General features: G+C 69.3%; 16 protein-coding genes and 3 pseudogenes. 6 read left to right on the top strand and 13 right to left on the bottom strand.

Features of this window, described 5'->3' with window-relative positions:
* Nucleotides 1-104: 104 nt before the first annotated feature.
* Nucleotides 105-497 carry a DUF6193 family natural product biosynthesis protein gene (locus OHA89_RS01700; RefSeq protein ID WP_406364973.1) on the bottom strand — a complete coding sequence of 131 codons (393 nt, stop codon included), beginning with the start codon at nucleotides 495-497 and terminating at the stop codon, nucleotides 105-107.
* A gap of 29 nt (nucleotides 498-526) precedes the next feature.
* A pseudogene (locus OHA89_RS01695) lies at nucleotides 527-895 on the bottom strand (transposase); the annotation flags it as partial.
* A 131-nt stretch (nucleotides 896-1026) separates the two neighbouring features.
* On the opposite strand from OHA89_RS01695, the gene OHA89_RS01690 reads away from it, so the two are divergent.
* The gene (locus OHA89_RS01690; RefSeq protein ID WP_406364972.1) at nucleotides 1027-1356 is read left to right on the top strand and encodes a hypothetical protein; all 330 of its coding nucleotides are present in this window, start codon (nucleotides 1027-1029) and stop codon (nucleotides 1354-1356) included.
* On the opposite strand, the pseudogene OHA89_RS01685 reads toward OHA89_RS01690, so the two are convergent.
* Together OHA89_RS01685 and OHA89_RS01680 are read right to left on the bottom strand one after the other, a co-directional pair.
* Nucleotides 1353-1832 (bottom strand): annotated as a pseudogene (locus OHA89_RS01685) (IS5 family transposase); the annotation flags it as partial. The gene OHA89_RS01690 and the pseudogene OHA89_RS01685 sit on opposite strands and share 4 nt — an antisense overlap.
* A 104-nt stretch (nucleotides 1833-1936) precedes the next feature.
* Entirely contained in the window at nucleotides 1937-2446 is a 510-nt protein-coding gene (locus OHA89_RS01680; protein ID WP_266615597.1) for a GNAT family N-acetyltransferase, read from the bottom strand.
* 818 nt (nucleotides 2447-3264) lie between these two features.
* Here OHA89_RS01680 and OHA89_RS01675 point away from each other — a divergent pair.
* Nucleotides 3265-5922: a hypothetical protein gene (locus OHA89_RS01675; protein ID WP_406364971.1), complete on the top strand. Its 2658-nt coding sequence runs from the start codon at nucleotides 3265-3267 to the stop codon at nucleotides 5920-5922.
* A 93-nt stretch (nucleotides 5923-6015) separates the two neighbouring features.
* Here the strand turns inward: OHA89_RS01675 and OHA89_RS01670 are convergent.
* The 3 genes and pseudogenes from OHA89_RS01670 to OHA89_RS01660 form a co-directional block, all read right to left on the bottom strand.
* Nucleotides 6016-6293 (bottom strand): annotated as a pseudogene (locus OHA89_RS01670) (glutamate--cysteine ligase); the annotation flags it as partial.
* Between the two features lie 507 nt (nucleotides 6294-6800).
* Entirely contained in the window at nucleotides 6801-8390 is a 1590-nt protein-coding gene (locus OHA89_RS01665; RefSeq protein ID WP_266615594.1) for an alpha/beta hydrolase, read from the bottom strand.
* Between the two features lie 429 nt (nucleotides 8391-8819).
* Entirely contained in the window at nucleotides 8820-9167 is a 348-nt protein-coding gene (locus OHA89_RS01660) for a hypothetical protein (RefSeq protein WP_406364970.1), read from the bottom strand.
* Between the two features lie 32 nt (nucleotides 9168-9199).
* Between OHA89_RS01660 and OHA89_RS01655 the strand changes: the two genes are divergently transcribed.
* Nucleotides 9200-9337 carry a hypothetical protein gene (locus OHA89_RS01655; RefSeq protein ID WP_406368772.1) on the top strand — a complete coding sequence of 46 codons (138 nt, stop codon included), beginning with the start codon at nucleotides 9200-9202 and terminating at the stop codon, nucleotides 9335-9337.
* Nucleotides 9338-9358: 21 nt separating this feature from the next.
* On the opposite strand, the gene OHA89_RS01650 is transcribed toward OHA89_RS01655, so the two are convergent.
* On the bottom strand, nucleotides 9359-10090 hold the full coding sequence (locus OHA89_RS01650) for a hypothetical protein (RefSeq protein ID WP_406364969.1): 732 nt from the start codon (nucleotides 10088-10090) through the stop codon (nucleotides 9359-9361).
* A 399-nt stretch (nucleotides 10091-10489) separates the two neighbouring features.
* Here OHA89_RS01650 and OHA89_RS01645 point away from each other — a divergent pair, with 399 nt between their 5' ends.
* On the top strand, nucleotides 10490-11260 hold the full coding sequence (locus OHA89_RS01645) for a 2OG-Fe dioxygenase family protein (RefSeq protein WP_406364968.1): 771 nt from the start codon (nucleotides 10490-10492) through the stop codon (nucleotides 11258-11260).
* A 412-nt stretch (nucleotides 11261-11672) separates the two neighbouring features.
* Nucleotides 11673-11906, top strand: coding sequence for a hypothetical protein (locus OHA89_RS01640; protein ID WP_266615590.1), 234 nt, complete (start codon nucleotides 11673-11675; stop codon nucleotides 11904-11906).
* A 1023-nt stretch (nucleotides 11907-12929) separates the two neighbouring features.
* On the opposite strand, the gene OHA89_RS01635 is transcribed toward OHA89_RS01640, so the two are convergent.
* The 4 genes from OHA89_RS01635 to OHA89_RS01620 form a co-directional block, all read right to left on the bottom strand.
* Nucleotides 12930-13499 (bottom strand): hypothetical protein, encoded by a 570-nt coding sequence (locus OHA89_RS01635; protein ID WP_266615586.1) that lies wholly within the window; start codon nucleotides 13497-13499, stop codon nucleotides 12930-12932.
* 81 nt (nucleotides 13500-13580) lie between these two features.
* Complete coding sequence (locus OHA89_RS01630; RefSeq protein WP_406364967.1) at nucleotides 13581-14180, bottom strand: hypothetical protein; 600 nt, start codon at nucleotides 14178-14180, stop codon at nucleotides 13581-13583.
* Nucleotides 14181-14260: 80 nt separating this feature from the next.
* Nucleotides 14261-14842, bottom strand: coding sequence for a hypothetical protein (locus tag OHA89_RS01625; RefSeq protein ID WP_266615582.1), 582 nt, complete (start codon nucleotides 14840-14842; stop codon nucleotides 14261-14263).
* A 71-nt stretch (nucleotides 14843-14913) separates the two neighbouring features.
* The gene (locus OHA89_RS01620) at nucleotides 14914-15162 is read right to left on the bottom strand and encodes a hypothetical protein (protein WP_266615580.1); all 249 of its coding nucleotides are present in this window, start codon (nucleotides 15160-15162) and stop codon (nucleotides 14914-14916) included.
* Between the two features lie 45 nt (nucleotides 15163-15207).
* Between OHA89_RS01620 and OHA89_RS01615 the strand changes: the two genes are divergently transcribed.
* Nucleotides 15208-15363: a hypothetical protein gene (locus OHA89_RS01615; RefSeq protein ID WP_406364966.1), complete on the top strand. Its 156-nt coding sequence runs from the start codon at nucleotides 15208-15210 to the stop codon at nucleotides 15361-15363.
* A 317-nt stretch (nucleotides 15364-15680) separates the two neighbouring features.
* Here the strand turns inward: OHA89_RS01615 and OHA89_RS01610 are convergent, their stop codons facing one another.
* Nucleotides 15681-16229 (bottom strand): hypothetical protein, encoded by a 549-nt coding sequence (locus OHA89_RS01610; RefSeq protein ID WP_266615576.1) that lies wholly within the window; start codon nucleotides 16227-16229, stop codon nucleotides 15681-15683.
* Nucleotides 16230-16243: the final 14 nt, after the last annotated feature.

The following is a 16243-nucleotide window of genomic DNA, read 5'->3' as shown; positions in this document are numbered from 1 at the left end:
GGTGACGACAAGGTCTCTCGCCTCGGCTGATGGCACCTGACGCCACGATGTTGCATCGACTGCAACCGTGCGTTCGGCGTCTTACGGACTGCCTCAGCTTGCCGTTAACCGTCGAGCGGCTCTTGCGTTGCCTCGTGGACTGCGAGTTCCTCTGGAGTGCCGAGGAAGGCCGGCCCGCAGCCGACCGGAAGGCGCTCCAGAACCATGGCGATGGCTTGCGAGACCGTCTCCGCAGGCCCCACGGCCTGCGAACGGAGAGGACCTGACACCCAGTAGCTGCCTCCGGCAGCAGGCTGGATGTAGGGGATGTCCCACGTCCACCGCTTTTCGGTGCAGCGGCTGAAGTGCAGCTCGCCCATGCCGGTCCACGGGAACAGCTGCCGCAGGCGCGGTTCGGTGTAAGCGGCTTCCAGTAGCTCCGGGCGCACGCGTCCGTCAGCGCGGACCTTCTGCCAGCCTGCTTCCACAGCGTCATCGCTCGATGGCCCCAATATCATTGGGACATCATGACCGCCATCCCTCAGGCTCACTGCGTGGGGGTGGGGCTTGTTCGTCGGGGTTTGGTGCCGACCTTGTGGTGGGCGGGTCGGGTGTAGGACTCGCCGGTGGCGAGGACGCGGCCGCCGTCATAGCGGGTGGCCACCTGTCGATTCTTCGAGCCGAGCGGGCGGCCGGGGCCGGGCCTGGTGGGTTTTGGTGCACCGGCTGGCGTGCCTGTCTTCGCACGGAGGTTCCTGAACCCCCGCCGGACTCGGGCGGGGGTGAGTCTGTTCGGTTCGGCCGGCCGCTCCCACGGTCGGCGGAGGTCCCGCGCGAGCGGGCGGGCGCGGCGGAGCTGGGCGTGCGCGGCCAGCACGAGCCAGGTCCAGCGGTCGGCCGCTTCCGAGTCCCGCAGGCCGACGTACTTCTCTGTGTGCACCGTCAAGTAAGGAGACGTGTGCACCGAGGTGGCTCCCGTTCTGTGGCCGGGTTCAGTCCCGTAGCGTCTGCTCTCTCAAGTATCTGAGAGTGGTGAAGGGGGATCTCTTGGAGGAGAGCGAAGCGCGGAGACGTGCAGAAGAGTTCGGCCGGACCCTGACCGACCGTTGGGATGAGTGGGCCTTCAAACTCGGCCTGGTAGCGACCCCGACCAGCAGGGGCGTTTATGGCTTCACTTGGTATCCCACGGCGAAGGACGAACAGGGGCGCCAGATCCGGGGCGGGGGAAACTGGCCCATCATCGTCGACCAGGACACCGGGGCATGCCGACTCGTGCACGGGACGAAGGAGATGGCCGCGCTCAGGGGCATGTCAGGAGTTGGCGTGATCCGCTTCGACGACGCCAGCACTCGTCGGCGGCGCCGCAATGGCCGCTAGGGTTCGTCTTCAAATTGATCTAGCCCAGAGCAGGAGCGATGCGAGGGTGACCACAGATTCGTAGGAGGCGGCGGTCTTCTCGTAGCGGGTTGCGATGCCTCGGTAGCCTTTGAGCTGGTTGCAGCAGCATTAGTCTGGTTCGTCCGCCCGGTAGGTCCCCCTTTTCGGCCGGTGGCGGCGGCGTGTTGGTGGGCACGGACGATGACGGAGTCGATCTGGACGAGCCAGTCGATGTCGCTGGCGGCGTCCGTTTGAGCCTGGATCTGTTGCAGGGCCTGAGTGAACACGCCGTTAATGGCGTAGCGGCGGAAGCGGGTGTAGACCGTCTTCCAGGAGCCGTAACGTTCCGGCAGGTCACGCCAGGGAACCCCGGTCCGAATCTTGTAGACCATCGCATTGAGGACCTTGCGGTCGTTTACTCGCGGACGGCCTGCCCTAGCCTGTGGCAGCAGCGGTGCGAGTAACTTCCACTCGTGATCGGCAAGTTCGTCTGACGGTGATGTACGGGATCATGATCCCGGAAGCGTCAAGTGCTGGGGACAGTTCCCCGCCCCTCCGCAGGAGTGCACGCCGTGCTTGCCTACGCGGGTGAGGCGACAGGCCAGGTGTACTCGAGCTCGGGCAGCTCAAAACCTTGCTCGAACCGGCAGACGCGTTCGTCAGTACGGAGAGCGCCATGCCGCTCGTAGAAGGCGATGGCGCGTGTATTGGCGCGCAGCACTTCCAGGTAGACCGAGCTACCCGGGTGTTCATCGGCCGCCCATGCCAAGGCGTGCGCCAGCAGCCGGCCGCCAATCCCGGACCCGGTGCGGCCCGGCCTGGCGTGCAGGTTGTCCAACAAGAGCCGACCGTCAGATCGAGGGATCAAATACGCGAAACCCACTATTTTGACCGCCTCCTCAACCACGAACAGCGCCGCCCCTGGGTGCGGCTCGTCAAGTCGGCCGAACCAAAGCTCCAGGCGATTTTCGAGGAGAGGGCCGGCCAAGAAGCTGCTGGGCATGATTTCCGCATACGCCTTACGCCAACTCTCGGCATGCAGCGCCGCAACCTCGGCCGCATCGCTCCTGCGGCCCGTTCTGATCTTCATGGGTTCCAGCCTCGCCCATGAGCATGAGCGATGCCACATCAGGGCAGGTGAAACGACTAACAGTGCCATTTGAAGAGGGACCCTGGGGCGCTCAGTCTCCCGTAGGTCTGGTGGCAGAGCGCGGCCACGGCGGGGCTGGTGACGCCGTGCGTGGCGCGGCACAGCTCCGTCATGTCCGCGGCCCCCACCCCTGGCGCGCCGTGCCGGACGGTGCGGCACGTGCGTACGGGTCGGCCCCTTCACCTTTCTGGGCTTGGGCTTGGCGACGGGGTGCACGGCAGGCCTGGGCGGGGTTGTCCTGCGCGGCCGGACCGGACCTTCGGCCCTGCGGTCGGGAGCCCGCCGGGGCGGCGGCCGGCTCGCCTCCTGCTGTCCGGCGAGTGTCCCGCGTCGTCAGAGAAACGGTTCGGCGACGGCCCACTGGACGACTGCGATCGCGGATAGAGCGTGTTGACCCCGCCAGGCCCGTTTCTCAGTGCGAACATCCGACCCGTCCTGGTCCGTTATTGCTCTGCCTCTGAGGGGAGATCCGGATGCCTAGGGTCCATTCTTATGCCAGTCTGCTCGCCGCGCTCCTGCTGGCTCTAGCCGGAGTGGCAGCCGCAGGCGCCACGCCAGCGCATGCCGCTACCGAGAAGATCACCATCAGCCTGTACAGGGTCGTTGAACTTTCGTGCGATGAAGAGGTGAGTGAACCGTCGCCGTGCCCGAACGACTACTATCCCAGATTCGAGATCGACCACCAGGGGCTTTCTGACCGCGAAGATGATCGCATCGAGGGGGTCGACTTCCGAACCAATTGGGTCCACGAAGCCACCGTGGACACCACCCACAACCCGGTCGACATTCACATGTCGTTGTGGGACCGGGACATTTTTCCCCCGCATGATCCTGTCCAGTGGGTTGGTCAGGATAATTCCCTGGATCTGAAGTTCGACCTGACCACCTGCATCTTCACGGGCAGCGGGCTCACCGGTCAGCAGGGAGCGGGCGCGCCGACACTGGCAGGAGAGAGTGAGGGCGGCGGGGCCTTTCCCGACAACTCGGCCCGCGGGTACTTCACCATCACCACCCCGTCTTGTCTCGCCGTGGCGAACAATACTGACAGCGATGGCGACGGTCTCATGAATGCCTGGGAGGTTCCCGGGCTGGGACTTGACCAGAATGCCGACGGTACGGTCGACCTGCCGCTGGGGGACCTCCCGTACGGCGCTGTGCCGTACCGCAAGGACCTGTTCGTCGAGGCGGACTACATGGCCGCGGTCAAGCCGCAGGCCGGTGCCCTCGCCGACGTGGTCAAGGCGTTCGCCGATGCTCCGGTTGACCCGTACCCCGACCCGTCCGACGCGACGAAGACCAAGTTCCGGGGCATCAACCTCCATGTGACGGAGGGAGAAGCCGTGACGACCGTGAACCCCCTCATGTGGCGGTCGAACGGCCCCGGTACAGCGGACGACTTCAACGACCTCAAGAGCGGGAGCCCGCCGGGTCCCTGTACCGGCTTCTTCGGCACCGCGGCCGACCGGTCCAGCCCGAACTGCGCGAACATCCTGAGTGCGAAACGCCAGGCCTTCCGCTACATGATCTTCGCGGTCAGCTTTTTCGACGATTCCACGCCGCCCAAGGCGTCCAAGGTGTCCGGCAGTTCCGAGTGGACCTCCGTGGGCCCCCAGGGCGGCAACGATTTCATCGTGACCCTGGGCACCTGGGACTCCTCGACCATCGAAAAGATCGGCGCACGCAGGAAGTCCGAGGCTGCCACCTTCATGCACGAGTTCGGGCACACGCTGAGCCTGGGACACGGCGGCAACGACGCGGTCAACTGCAAGCCGAACTACCTCAGCGTGATGAACTACACGCTGCAGTTCGCGGGCAGGGACTCCGCAAGGCCGCTGGACTATTCCAGCGCGGCCCGGGGCACGGCCCTCGGGACGACCCCGGCCACCGTGCTCAACGAGACGATCCTCAACGAGAACAACGGCGTGTACGGGACGCCCTCACCCGCCCGCAACACCGTCTACGGGGTCGGCGGCAAGCTGCGCGTCGCACCCGCCACGCACGGCCCCATCGACTGGAACGAGACCGGCGGCGATAAGGAATCCGGCATCCCCGCCGACATCAACTACATCCAGTCCATCGGTCCCGACGACGGCGGATGCAGCAAGGCCAGCCCCGGCCAGAGCCTGGGCGGTTTCGACGACTGGGCGAACATCCAGTACAACCCCCGCCTCAACGCCGGGTTCTTCGCCGACGGAGACCGCCCGTACCTGCCGGAGCTGACCGAGGAGACGGTCCGCGCCATGTTCCAGCAGGCCGACCTCAAGATCGCCAAGTCCGCCGACGAGGCCGAAGCCACCGGCGGGGACACGGTGCACTACACGACCACCGTGACCGACCTCGGTCCCGGCATCGCCACCCGCATCCACGTGGACGACACCCTGCCCGACGGCAGCACCCAGCAGCGCTCGCTCGCCGACCTGGCCAACGGCGCCACCGCCACGGTCACACCGGCCTTCACCTACCTCGTACCGTGCAGCACGGCCGACGGCACGGTCCTCACCAACCGCGCCACGGTCACCGGCACCGACACCGACGGCGTGCCCGACCCGTACACGGACGACAACACGGCACGGGCCACCACCACCGTGCACGCCCCGGTCCTGACCGTGGACAAGACCGCCACGGCCACCGTCAACGCGGGCCAGGCCATCACGTACACCCTCACCTACGCGAATGCGGGGGGCGGCGCCGCATCCGGCGTCACCCTCACGGACACCCTGCCGGCGGGCGTGTACTACAGCCAGGCCCTCGATCTCGGCACCGGCCCCAGGCCGAGTTCCGTGACCCTCAACAACGACGGCACCCGGACCCTGGTCTGGAACGTGGGCAGCCTCCCAGCCCACTCCGGCGACCGGCAGATCGTCTTCACCGCGAGGCCGACGCTCCTGGCCCTGGCCGGCACCACGTACACCGACACCGTGTCCGTCGCCTACAAGAACGCCGGCGGGGCGTGCACCTTCGCGCCCGTCACGGACTCGGCCACCACCACCATCACCGTGATGCCGCCCAGCCGCGACCCGCTCTCCCAGGGCTTCTGGAAGAACCACCCGGAGCTGTGGACCGCCGAATTGCTGGCCCGCGTACAGGCCACCGACCAGCGATACGACACCGACCGGAGCGGGGCCCTGTCCGCCGCCGAGGTCACCGCGGCCTTCGGTGACAGCACCGCACCCAAGAGCGTCCTGGGCAAGCAGCTCATGGCTGTCTACTTCAACCTCGCCGCCCGGCGCATCAACGCCGGCACGGCCATCTTCTCGCGGACCACCCAGGCCCTGGGCCTGCGCAACGTCCGCGAGGCCGTGATCTACGCACAGGACACGCTGCTCCTCCCGGTGAACTCCGGCACCGCGCAGCGCTACAGCAGGATCATCGGGATCCTGGACGACATCAACGCCAACAGGATCGAGCAGTACTGACGGCCGCCCGAAAACCCCTCCGTACCTGATCCGAGGCCCCGCACCCACACCGGTGCGGGGCCTCGCCGTGAAATGCTCGGTGCCCCGGCCGGGTCAGTCCACCGGCCAGGTGTGTGCCGGGGCGGGGCGTTCATGTGCATGAGCTCCATGTACTGGCCCGTCATCCGGCGCAGCGACTCGTGCCACACGTCGTCCATGCCCGCGGCCGCCAGACCTTGGTGCGCCAGTGGCAGCAGCCGACGCAGGACCAGCTCGGGGGCCGGGACCTCGCCCATGCCCGGCCAGTACAGGGAGGCGTCGGTGCCGTGCCGGGCGGCCGCGTGCAGGTTGTCCTCCGCGGCGGAGAAGGACATCCGGGACCACACCGGCCGGCCGCCACCATCCGGTGGCGGCCCGCGCTGCCGTGTGTCCGGGGCTGGCTCCGGACTCACCCGCAGGGGTGAGTTTCGCCCTCGCGTACGCGTAGGCGATTTGTGTGGTGCACCCCCAACTCACCTCGGAATCATGCCCATTGACATCAAACGGGATCTTTCGGCATGTTTCGGGTGTGTCCCGATCGTCGGACCGCCTCGGTGTGTGGATTGGGGTGTGTGTCGTGGTGCGTTCGGTGCGTGAGGTGTTCGAGGAGGGTCAGGCGGCGGGCCGGCTGCGGGTGCCGGTCGCGGCGTGGCGGTGGGCGACCGGCTCGGGCCTGGTCCCGGCCGCGGGTGTCGGGCCGGCCCGGTGGTCGCGTGCGGTGGTGGAGGCCGTCGGCCCGGGGGCGGTGCGTGCTGCACTGCGGGCCTGGCGCCGGCAGGGCGGTCGGCTCTCGATCGCGTTCCGGCGTCTGGCTGGTGTCCCCTCGTCCCCTCATCCGGTATCCAGGACGATGGCAGGGTTCACGGCGCTGGGGACCTCTTCGGCTCCTGGTCGCGCGGCGGACTCTGACAGGTCAGGTCCCTCGCGGGGAGTCGGCCCGTGGTGAGGTAGGTGTTGACGGGGTCGTTGGCGCAGGAGGTGGGGTCGGTGAGGTACACGCCGTGGCCCTGCCCGCCCTTCGCCAGCACCATCCGCGAGCCCTTCAGAGCGCGGTGCAGGCCCTGACCGCTGCTGAGCGGGGTCATCGGATCCCACTCGTTCTGCACGGTCAGCACCTTCGCCTGGTGCGTCATGGGCGTCGCGGCCTCCAACGGCCGCTGCCAGAAGGCGCAGGGCTTGATGTTCGATGCGAAGTCCCCGTACAGCGGGTACTTCACCTTGTCCTGGACCGCGTCCCGCGCGTACTGCTCGGGGTCGCGCGGCCAGTTCTCCGTGTCCCCGCACACCACGGACCAGTAGACGGCGGTGGCGTTGTCACCGGGGGCGGCCGCCGGGGCGGGCCCGTTGCCCGGCGCTGGGGCGGCCGCCGTGTCGGTATCCGGCCCGGTGGCCCCCCGGCCGCCGGCGAGGAGCCTCTTCACGTCCGCCACCCCGGCGTCCGCCGGCAGGGGTGTCCGCTCGGCCGCGGCCTTGATGGACCTCGTGATGATCGAGGCCTCGACCGGGGAGTAGAACACTCCCGGGTCCCGGATGTCGTCACCCGTGATCTTCTGCCCGAAGTAGTCGATCGGTTCCCGGTCGGCGCGCGCCACCAGTGCCCAGAACGTGTCGGACACCGCCTCGGGGGTCGCGCCGAGACCGTATTCGGCCGAGCGCTCCGCCGCCCAGCGCGTCCACCGCTCGAAGGCCGGCCCGGAGCTGGTCGCCCACACCTGGTACATGCCGCGCCAGACGCGGTGCGGGTCCACTGCGCTGTCCAGCACGAAGCGGTCCGTCCGCTGCGGGAACATCTGGGAGTACACCGCGCCGAGGTAGGTCCCGTACGAGTAGCCCAGGTACGAGATCTTGCGCTCGCCCAGCGCGGCGCGGATCACGTCCATGTCGCGGGCCGTGTTGCGGGTGGTGATGTACGGGAGCACGTCACCGGCCTTCTCACGGCACTTGTCCGCGACGTTGCGCGCCCACGCCACGTCCGAGGAGAAGCGCTCGGGCCGGTACGCCCCGCCGATGCCCGTCTCGGTCTGGTTCAGCCCGCAGGTGATCGGGCTGCTGGCTCCGACGCCGCGCGGGTCGAAGCCGATGAGGTCGTAGCGGTCCCGTACGTCCTTGGGCATCTCCGTGCTCATCCGCATCGGCCGGTAGAGTCCGGTGGTGCCGGGTCCGCCCGGGTTGAGGAGTATGACGCCGTGCCGCTTGGCCGGGTTCTCGCTCTTCACTCGGGATATCGCGAGGTCGATCGTGGGGCCTTGGGGGCGCTCGTAGTCGAGCGGGACCTTGAGGGCCGCGCACTCGTAGGTCGCTGGTTTGTCTGCGCTGCAACGGTGCCAGGCGGGCTTCTGGCTCATGTACTCGGGGGTGGACTGGGCAGCGGATGCCTGGGGAACGGCCAGCTGGGACAGGGTGGTTGCGATGAGTCCGGCGGTCGCCAACAGCGGTGCGAGGCGCTTCATACGTGCGGTGTCCCCTCTTTCGGAGATTGCGTGCCTGCCCACCGTGTTGCATCGGCGGGCGGGGCGAATCCCCCGTAAGGGCCACTCTTTGTACAACTCACGTACCATGCGATATCCGGACAGCTGGCCGACACGCGGCAGTGGGCCTGACGGCGCGTCGGCCGGACCGCGCCAGTCCGACAGAGGACCGGCCTTGCCCGGCTGGTCCACCGATGCGGACGCCGACACCCTCGCCGCCCTGTCCGCGGGCATGTTCGGACTGACCGTCAAGCACCTGGCCGCGCCCGGGACGCCGCCCCTGGCCGTCCTCGGCGAGGCCCGCGTGCTCGACCGGTTCCGGTCGGGCTCGGGCGGCCTGCGCCTCACGCTGGCCTGGCCGGCAGGCCTGCGCGGCACCGCCGCCTCAGGTGCACGAGGCGGGCCGGTCCGTCACACGGCGTCGCCCATGTCGGGCCGGGCGAGGGGTGCGTGTGCAGGCGCCACGACTGCGGCGGCGTGGTCCCCGTCTCCTGGTGCGCCGAGCACGGCGACGCCGTGGGGCCGGTGTTGGAGTGGCACCCTCAAGGCGGTATCCGCTGCCATGTCGTCGTTGCTGAACTTCCGCAGCACGGCGGCGCCCTGTGCCAGCGCGAACCACTCACGCACCGACGCGGGCACAACATGGCCGTGCACGGACTCGAAGCGGTCCAGTACCGCCTCAGCCTCCTTGGATATCTCCAGGTCCAGCCCGGCGAGTTCTGCCGCACGACCGTGGAACCGCAGCGTGTCCGCCGGCATCGTCCGTACCCCTTGTCGTCGCCGCGGGCCCAATGCCCGCCGGCCAGGGGGCGCCCCTAGCCGCGTACCTGGACCCGTGGCACGACCACCTCAAGACCGCGTACGTGGACACGCTCGCCGATCTCGGCGTGACCGCGGATCTGGACGACCGGCAGTTCGTGGCGGCGTGATGTCAGCGCGGGCCGGAAAGGTCAGGGGGTGTGGGCGGCCGCGGTGATGGCGGCGTCTTCCGTTTTCAGGGTGAGGGTCGGGGTGGGGCCGGTGCCGGTGATCTCCAGGACCGCAACGCCGCCCATGAAGCGCAGGTCGACCCGGGTGCTGTCGCCGTCGGGCATCCGGTGGATCCGGGCCGCCGGGTAGTCCAGTCCGGTGAGGGCGGTCCGCAGCGCCTCGTGGTCGGCGGGGGCGGCCTTCCGCAGGGCCTCGGTGATCCGGCGGGCGTGCAAGTCTGCGACGCAGCGCTCCGCCTCGGTGAGCGGTACCTCCGACACCGTACCCGGGCGCGTCGGCGTCGCGGCGGGAAGGGGCGGCGCCGGGTCGTCGAGCGGGACCGGGATCGACCCGTCCGCGTTCGGAATGCCGGGCGGCGTCTGCCCCGGGCCGTAGCGGGGCGTGACCGGCCCGGAGCCGCCCGGCAGGTCCTCGGGGCGGGGCGCCCCGGCCCAGGCGTCCTCAGGGCGGGGCGCGTCGGCCGCGCCCTTGTCGGAAGGGGCTCCGGGAGAGCACTCCGCAAGGAACCGGGTCGTCGTCTCCATGAAGCGGATCTCCGCCGCGTCGGCCCCGGGGGCGTGCGACGCGTCGGCCAGGAGCGCCTTGCCGGCGGGGGACCGCTCGGCGTCCGCGTTCGGAACGCCGCAGGCGGAGAGGGCCAGGGCGCCGAGTACGGCCGCCATCAGGGGCTTCGGGAGGGAGATCGTTCGCATGACCGCAGCTTGCCGGTGGACCGCTGCCCCGCACGTGAGTACCCGTACTCACTTCCGGGCTCCGGACCACCGATGAGTACCCCGGCCGGGGTACGGGCGGGCTGCGGGCTCAGCGGCGAGGAGACAGCGCAGCCCAGGCATTTGCTTCCTCCGGCGACCCGTAGGACGCTCGCACCCGAACTGCCCGTAGCCTCGACCGTCCGACGGGCACGCCGCAAGGGCTGCTGTGGCTTGCAGCGCAGGGCCGCGTCGAGCCCGGGGCGTGACGGGGGAGTCGTGCGCAAGGCCGGCACGGGCCGCCGGCGCCATGGCCCTGGTGGTGACCTGTTGGAGGAACACGTGGAAAAGGCTGAACCCCAGCGGCGATCGCACTGTGATGCGGGGGAGCCGGGTGAGGGCATGGACGGTCTGCGTGAGCGCGGGTTCGCCCGCTACGGCGCTGCGCAGCTCGGTATCATCCCGGCCGGCTCCGCTGCGAGGGACTTGGCCAGGATCCGGGAGGTCTTCGCGGCTCTGCCGCCCGACCCGTACGCTCCGGGAACGAATCGGTTCCGCCGGTACTCCCATGCCGTGTACCTGCCGTGGAAGGACGAACTGTCCTGGATTCCCGGAACCCCCCACCCCGTACACGGTACGGTCACCGACTTCTCCCAGGGCGAGGACGACCCTGAGTACCCGCGGACGCGGCGAGTGCTCCCCGACATCCCCGAGGCGCTGCGCGGCAACGCTCTGCTGTTGCGACTCCTGCGCTGGGACATCGAGCAGGTCCTGTCCCTGAAGAACCTGGGGAGACGGCCGCTGTGGGCTGGTGTCCACCTGATCAGGCTCGGCGTCGACCGTCCCGGACAGGACGCCGTTTCCTCCCCGAACTGCTTGCACCAAGACGGAGGCTCGGCCAGCACATTCACTTTCGCCCACCTGATCAGCCGTACCAACGTCACCGGCGGGCAGAACGTCATCGCCACACCCGGCAGCGCAGGCCTCCAGCCCGAGGACCCGTGGGCGGACATCCACGCCGACTTCACCCTCACCGACCCACTGGACGGCTACGCCGTCCACGACCACAGAGTCAGCCACTACGTCGGCCCGGTCCGCGCGGGCTCCGAGCCAGGGCCGGGCGAACGGTCCATCCTCATCATCGGCCTCGCCCCGTACATCCCCCAGCTGTGACACCGGCACCACCCGAGCCCGCCGAACACGCCAGTACGCGCTGCCGTCCTCGACTGGGCCGGAGCCGTGGTGCTGGCCGGCGCGTGGCGCTCTGGCGCCCTGCACCTTCCGCAGACCGCGCCGCCGACGCTGGACGCCCCGCATTCTCAAGGGCGCTCGGCACGCCAGAGGGCGGGACCGGGAGTGGTCGATGCGCCTGCTCATGTGCGGCTCCTGCTGTGGAGGGGCCGCTGCAGTTCTTCGCTCATCCTCCCCGGGAGGAACTGCAGCCGGTAGCTGTGCCCGAGAGGCCTGATACCGCCTCCGAGGGCCCTGTTGCGCTCCTCGGTTGGATGACGCTCCGGGTCGTGTACGGGGCCGGGTCTGCCCGGTCCGGACGTAACCCGCCGGGATTCAAGATCGTTGGTTGGGCATGAACAACACCAAGCGCGTACTTGCTGCTTTTGCCCTCGCGGGGGCCGCCCTGTCGTTCACGGGAACCGCGATGGCCAGTCAGGGTGACAGCCACGGCGACATCGGGAGCGTCTCACGGGACGAGTCGTTCAATTTCAACACTCAGAGCTTCGGTGACTCGGTGAACAACGGGATCGGAAACGTGATCACCCCAGTCGCAGACCTCCAAGGGACGGGCAACCAGTTCGCCTAGAGGTCGTTCTCCTCGGGCGCGGCCCATACGCCCGTCCCGTACCGGGTGCTGCCACTGGCCGACGCCTTTGCGATCTTGGCCTGGGCGGCCTGGGCGGCCTGGTAGCCGGGCTCATCGTCCTCGTAGTCGCCGTCCGTGGGCGCTGCCTCAGAGGCGACCGCGCAGCATCCGGCGACGAGCCTGTGGATCCTTCGGCCGCGGCGAGAGCACCGATCCCGAACCCGCGCCACTGGGGCTCGATCTTCACCCGGTCCATGATCAGGAGGTCCCCGACGGGACAGTCGATCCGCTCCTGGAACTCGGGTGACCAGTGAAGGCCCGGCGTCATTGCGCAGGCGGGGTCGGTGCATACCGCGACGATCTTCTCGATGTCGCCGGTGTGGGAGTCCGCGGCTTCCCAGGCGGGGTCCGCAGTGAAGCCGCGGATCTTGACGAAGTGCATCTCGCCGATCGGAGTCCCGTCGTGGAAGCGGCACACGTCTTCGGGCGGGCACTGCGGGCAGCCGTCCTCGTGGTGGTACTGCGGAATCCCGACCGACCAGACCTCCAGCGCGTCCTCGAACTCGCAGGGGAGCGCGGGGTGCTCGAAGCTGTAGCGCAGGAGAATGTCCGTGCTGTCGAAGGGGAGCTCACTCGCCGCCCGCCGCGGGATGTAGTCCATGCCGACACCGTGGGGGCGGCCCGTGACCTCCCGGACGAGACCAGTCAAGCTTCCATCACAGGGAGTGGGCCGCCGTCCCACCAGGTCCCGGTGTCCACGCGAACCGGGGCCTGTCGTTGCCCATCCCGTACTCCACCGTCCACGCGGCTGCCAGCGGCAACGACCAGGCCCTCAGATCGCCGCCGCCGGTATCGAGGTCGTCCAGCCCGACGGTGACGCGGCCCTCACGCACCTGCTACCCGCGCGAGGCCCGGGTCACCGTCTCCAGCTGCCGTTCCAGCTCTCCGCCAACGGCGCCGGCCAAGCCGTGCTCAACGCGTGGGAAGTCGCCGGAGCCATCAGCTGCTGTGTGCGGACAGGAGTCAGAGGGAGGCGGCGAAGGTGCCTGCGACCGCGTCTGCCTCGGAGATGCTGAGCTTGCCCCGGTGGGACACCTCGACTTGGTACAGGCCCGCGCCCGTGGGGACGTCGTTGACGATCACGGGGAAGGTGCACACGGTCACCGTCCCCGTCTTGCTTTCGGTAGCGGCGCCCTTGTCCAGCGCCCCCGTGGCCAGCACACGACCGGCGCTGTCATAGACGTTGACCTGCGCGCCGGCGCGTATGTCCTTGTAGCCGCCCACGCCGCTGCACCCGCCGCCGTAGTCCTTGGAGACGGACTTGTAGTCGCCGCTGATCTTCATGGAGCCGCCCATCTGGAACGTGGCGGGCCCCTTCACCGGCTTGGGCTCGTCCTCGCTGCCGCTGCTGGCGAGGTAGGTGATGCCGGAGCCGAGAAGGAGTCCCGCCAGGCCGGTGGCGACCGGCAGCGCCCACCGAGGCAGGCCCTTGGCCGTGCGGCCGGATACTTGGGGGGCCGGTACGGGCGGGGCGAGCGGCACCGTGGTGGGCTGCTCCGCGCTGCCGGTCGACTCGGTGTTGTTGTCGGTCACGATGGTGCGGCCTCTCGTCGGGGTGTGCTGCCGCGCCGGAATCCGGTCCCGGCGGGGCGTGGTTGACAGGTAGTTGGGGCGCTAATGCTGGGGGTGCAGCGCCTCGGCCAGGTCCTGCGCGGTCGCCATGTGCGCCTCGATCACGGCCACTTTTGTCCCGGGGTCCGGGTCGGCGGTTCCCGGGCATCCGCTGCCCGCTACGGCGCGCACGATGTCCGTGGACATGCGGGTCTTGTCTCCGTCCGTCCGGCCGATCTCCGTCATGTTTGTCACCAGGTTCCGGCCGGTGCAGCGGCGTCCCTGCTGTGTGTACGTGATCGTGACGATGCCCTGCCCGTCGATACCCCCCGGTCCGGGCGTCCCGGCCCGGGCGGTGACCTTGACGAAGCCCTGGCCGTGCCAGCACTCGATGCCGGTCAAGGTGATGCCGGACCCGTCGTTGGCCGTGCCGCTGGTGGTGTGGTCCCAGCAGTCCACGAACCCCGCCTGCGGATTGGGAGCCGCCTTGGCCGGGTCGCTGGTGGCAGGTCCGGGCGTGATCGGTATCGGGCTGGACGAGGACGCCGCCGATGTCGGGGACGCCGCGGCCGGCCGCGCATCTGGGCTGCTGGTGCAGCCGGTCAGTATGGACACGGCCAGGAGGAAAGCGCCGGTCAGGGCGGCGCTGCGGGTGTAGAGCACGGGTGCTCCGTTTCGTGGTGGATGCTGGGGGGTGTGGGGCCCCGCCGGATTCGCGCCGGCGGGGCTCCGCGGGGGGTTCGTTACGGGCAGGACTCTTCGGTCTTGACGGTGTCGAAGGTGACCTGGGTGGTCAGCGGGTGTGTGCCCGGGGCGGGGGTCTGGGCGCAGACCTTCCAGTTGCGATCCAAGACCTGCATGCGTCCTGCGCCGGTCGCGTCGGTGCTGCTGAGCAGGTAGAAACCTGCGGCCTGCGCGCCGTCCTGGGATGCCTGCAACTGCTTGCCGACGAAGTTGGGCAGGGTGCCGGTGGCTTCCCTGGTCGGCTGCGCCGGCGCCGGGGTGTCGGACGGCTTCGGGGCCTCGCTGGCCGCCGGGGCTGCGGCGGGCACGGTGACGGTCGGGCCGGGCACGGTCTGAGTCACGGTGACGGTGACCGTCGGCCCGGGAACCTGTATCTCCTTGGTGTCCGGGCCGACCGCGGCCCCGATCAGGCCCAGGAAGACAAACAGGCCGAAGGGGCCGCCGCAGCCTATGCCGACCTTCTGGCCGGTGCTCATGCTCTGGAACTTCCCGGTGGCCGCCGCCCATGCCGACTGCGGCTGCTGGGGGTTGGGGTAGCCGTAGGCGGGGCCGGGCTGCTGCTGGTTCGGGTCGTATGCCACGGGACGGTTCTCCATGTTCTCGGGGATGGTGGCCCCACCGGTTGTTTGGTCGGCGGGGCCGCGGTGCGCGCTTACTTGGCGAGGACGACCACGGTGGCGTGCGCGAGGGCGCGGCGTGTCAGTTCGATGGCAACGGCGTGGGGGTCTTCGGCGCGGTCCAGGTACACGAACACACGGTCAATCGGAGACCCGGTGTTGGGGTTCTTCTCTCGCATCTCGTAGGCGGGGTGTCCGGCGAGGTAGGCGGACTGCTCATGCGGAAAGCGGCGCCGCCGGTACACCAACGACCTGGGCAGCGATGTGACGCTGGTCGGGGTCACGGCCGTTCGAACCGGCAGAAGAGTGATCAGGATCCGGCTTCGTGGATGCCGGCCCCGGCGGTGCACTGCCGGTACATCGGGGAGTGGGTGGCCACGAAACACCGGTGGGGTCTGGAGGGGGACCAGGCGGAGCGTGAGGCGCTGCTGCGGTACGCAGCCGACTGTCCGAACGCGAACCTGGCCTTCGAGCGGGCAAGCTGACGAGCAGAAACCCCATCAAGGTCCCTGTGGTCCTCCGCCTGAGAGACCGCCCCTGCCGAATCCCGGCGCGGGCCGCCGCCACACCCGGTGGCGGCTCGCGCTGTCGGCACCGGCACCGGCACCGGCACCGTCGCGCTCGCGTCGGACACGTAGGTGGGATCCGACTCGGTCGGCTGGCCCTGGTCGACGTCCTCGGGTCCGGCTGGGAACGGTGCGGGGCGCTCCGGTGCGGGCGGGTTGGGGCCGAGCCGGAGGACCGGCGTCAGGGTCGTTCATGAAGGCGTTGAAGCCGCCGTGGTCAGGGTGCTGGCCGCGGGTCAGAGTGCGTTGCGTGAGACCTTGAGGATCTTGCACTCGATCTTGTCGGAGGCCTTGGCCGCCTTCGCGGTGTTGAACGCGAGGGCGCCGGCATTGTCGTCCGTGTACTTCTGGCCGGGGGCCAGATTCTGGGCGGTCGACAGAAGGTCTTCCTTCTTCTCGCCGTTGACCAGGATCTCGCCCTCAACGAGGTAGCTGTACCGGCGGCCACCGCTGTTGGTGTACTCGACCTTCACGTCGAGCTCCTTCATGTCGAACTCGCCGGTCTTCACCGCGCAGGACGTCACCTTCGCGTCCTGGGTGATGTCCGGCTCGCCCTTCTTCCCGCTGGTGCCGCCGGAGGGGTTGACCTGTGCGCTGTCGTACGACTTGTCGAGCTCCTTGCCTACCTCCTCGGCGGCTTCGCCGACGAGGAGGGTGCAGCCGCCGAGAAGGAGCAGGCCGAGGACGGCGGGGATGCCGCAGCCCAGCGCGATCTTCTTGCCGGTGCTCATTCCCGGCTTCGGGGCGGGGTACTGCGGCTGGGGCTGCTGCGGGTATCCGGACATGACTGGGCGATCCT

The sequence above is a fragment of the Streptomyces sp. NBC_01546 genome, from assembly GCF_045208355.1.
In the GTDB taxonomy this organism is placed as follows: domain Bacteria; phylum Actinomycetota; class Actinomycetes; order Streptomycetales; family Streptomycetaceae; genus Streptomyces.
The sequence above is the reverse complement of the archived record's forward strand: the minus strand, read 5'-3'. Positions and strand labels throughout refer to the sequence as shown.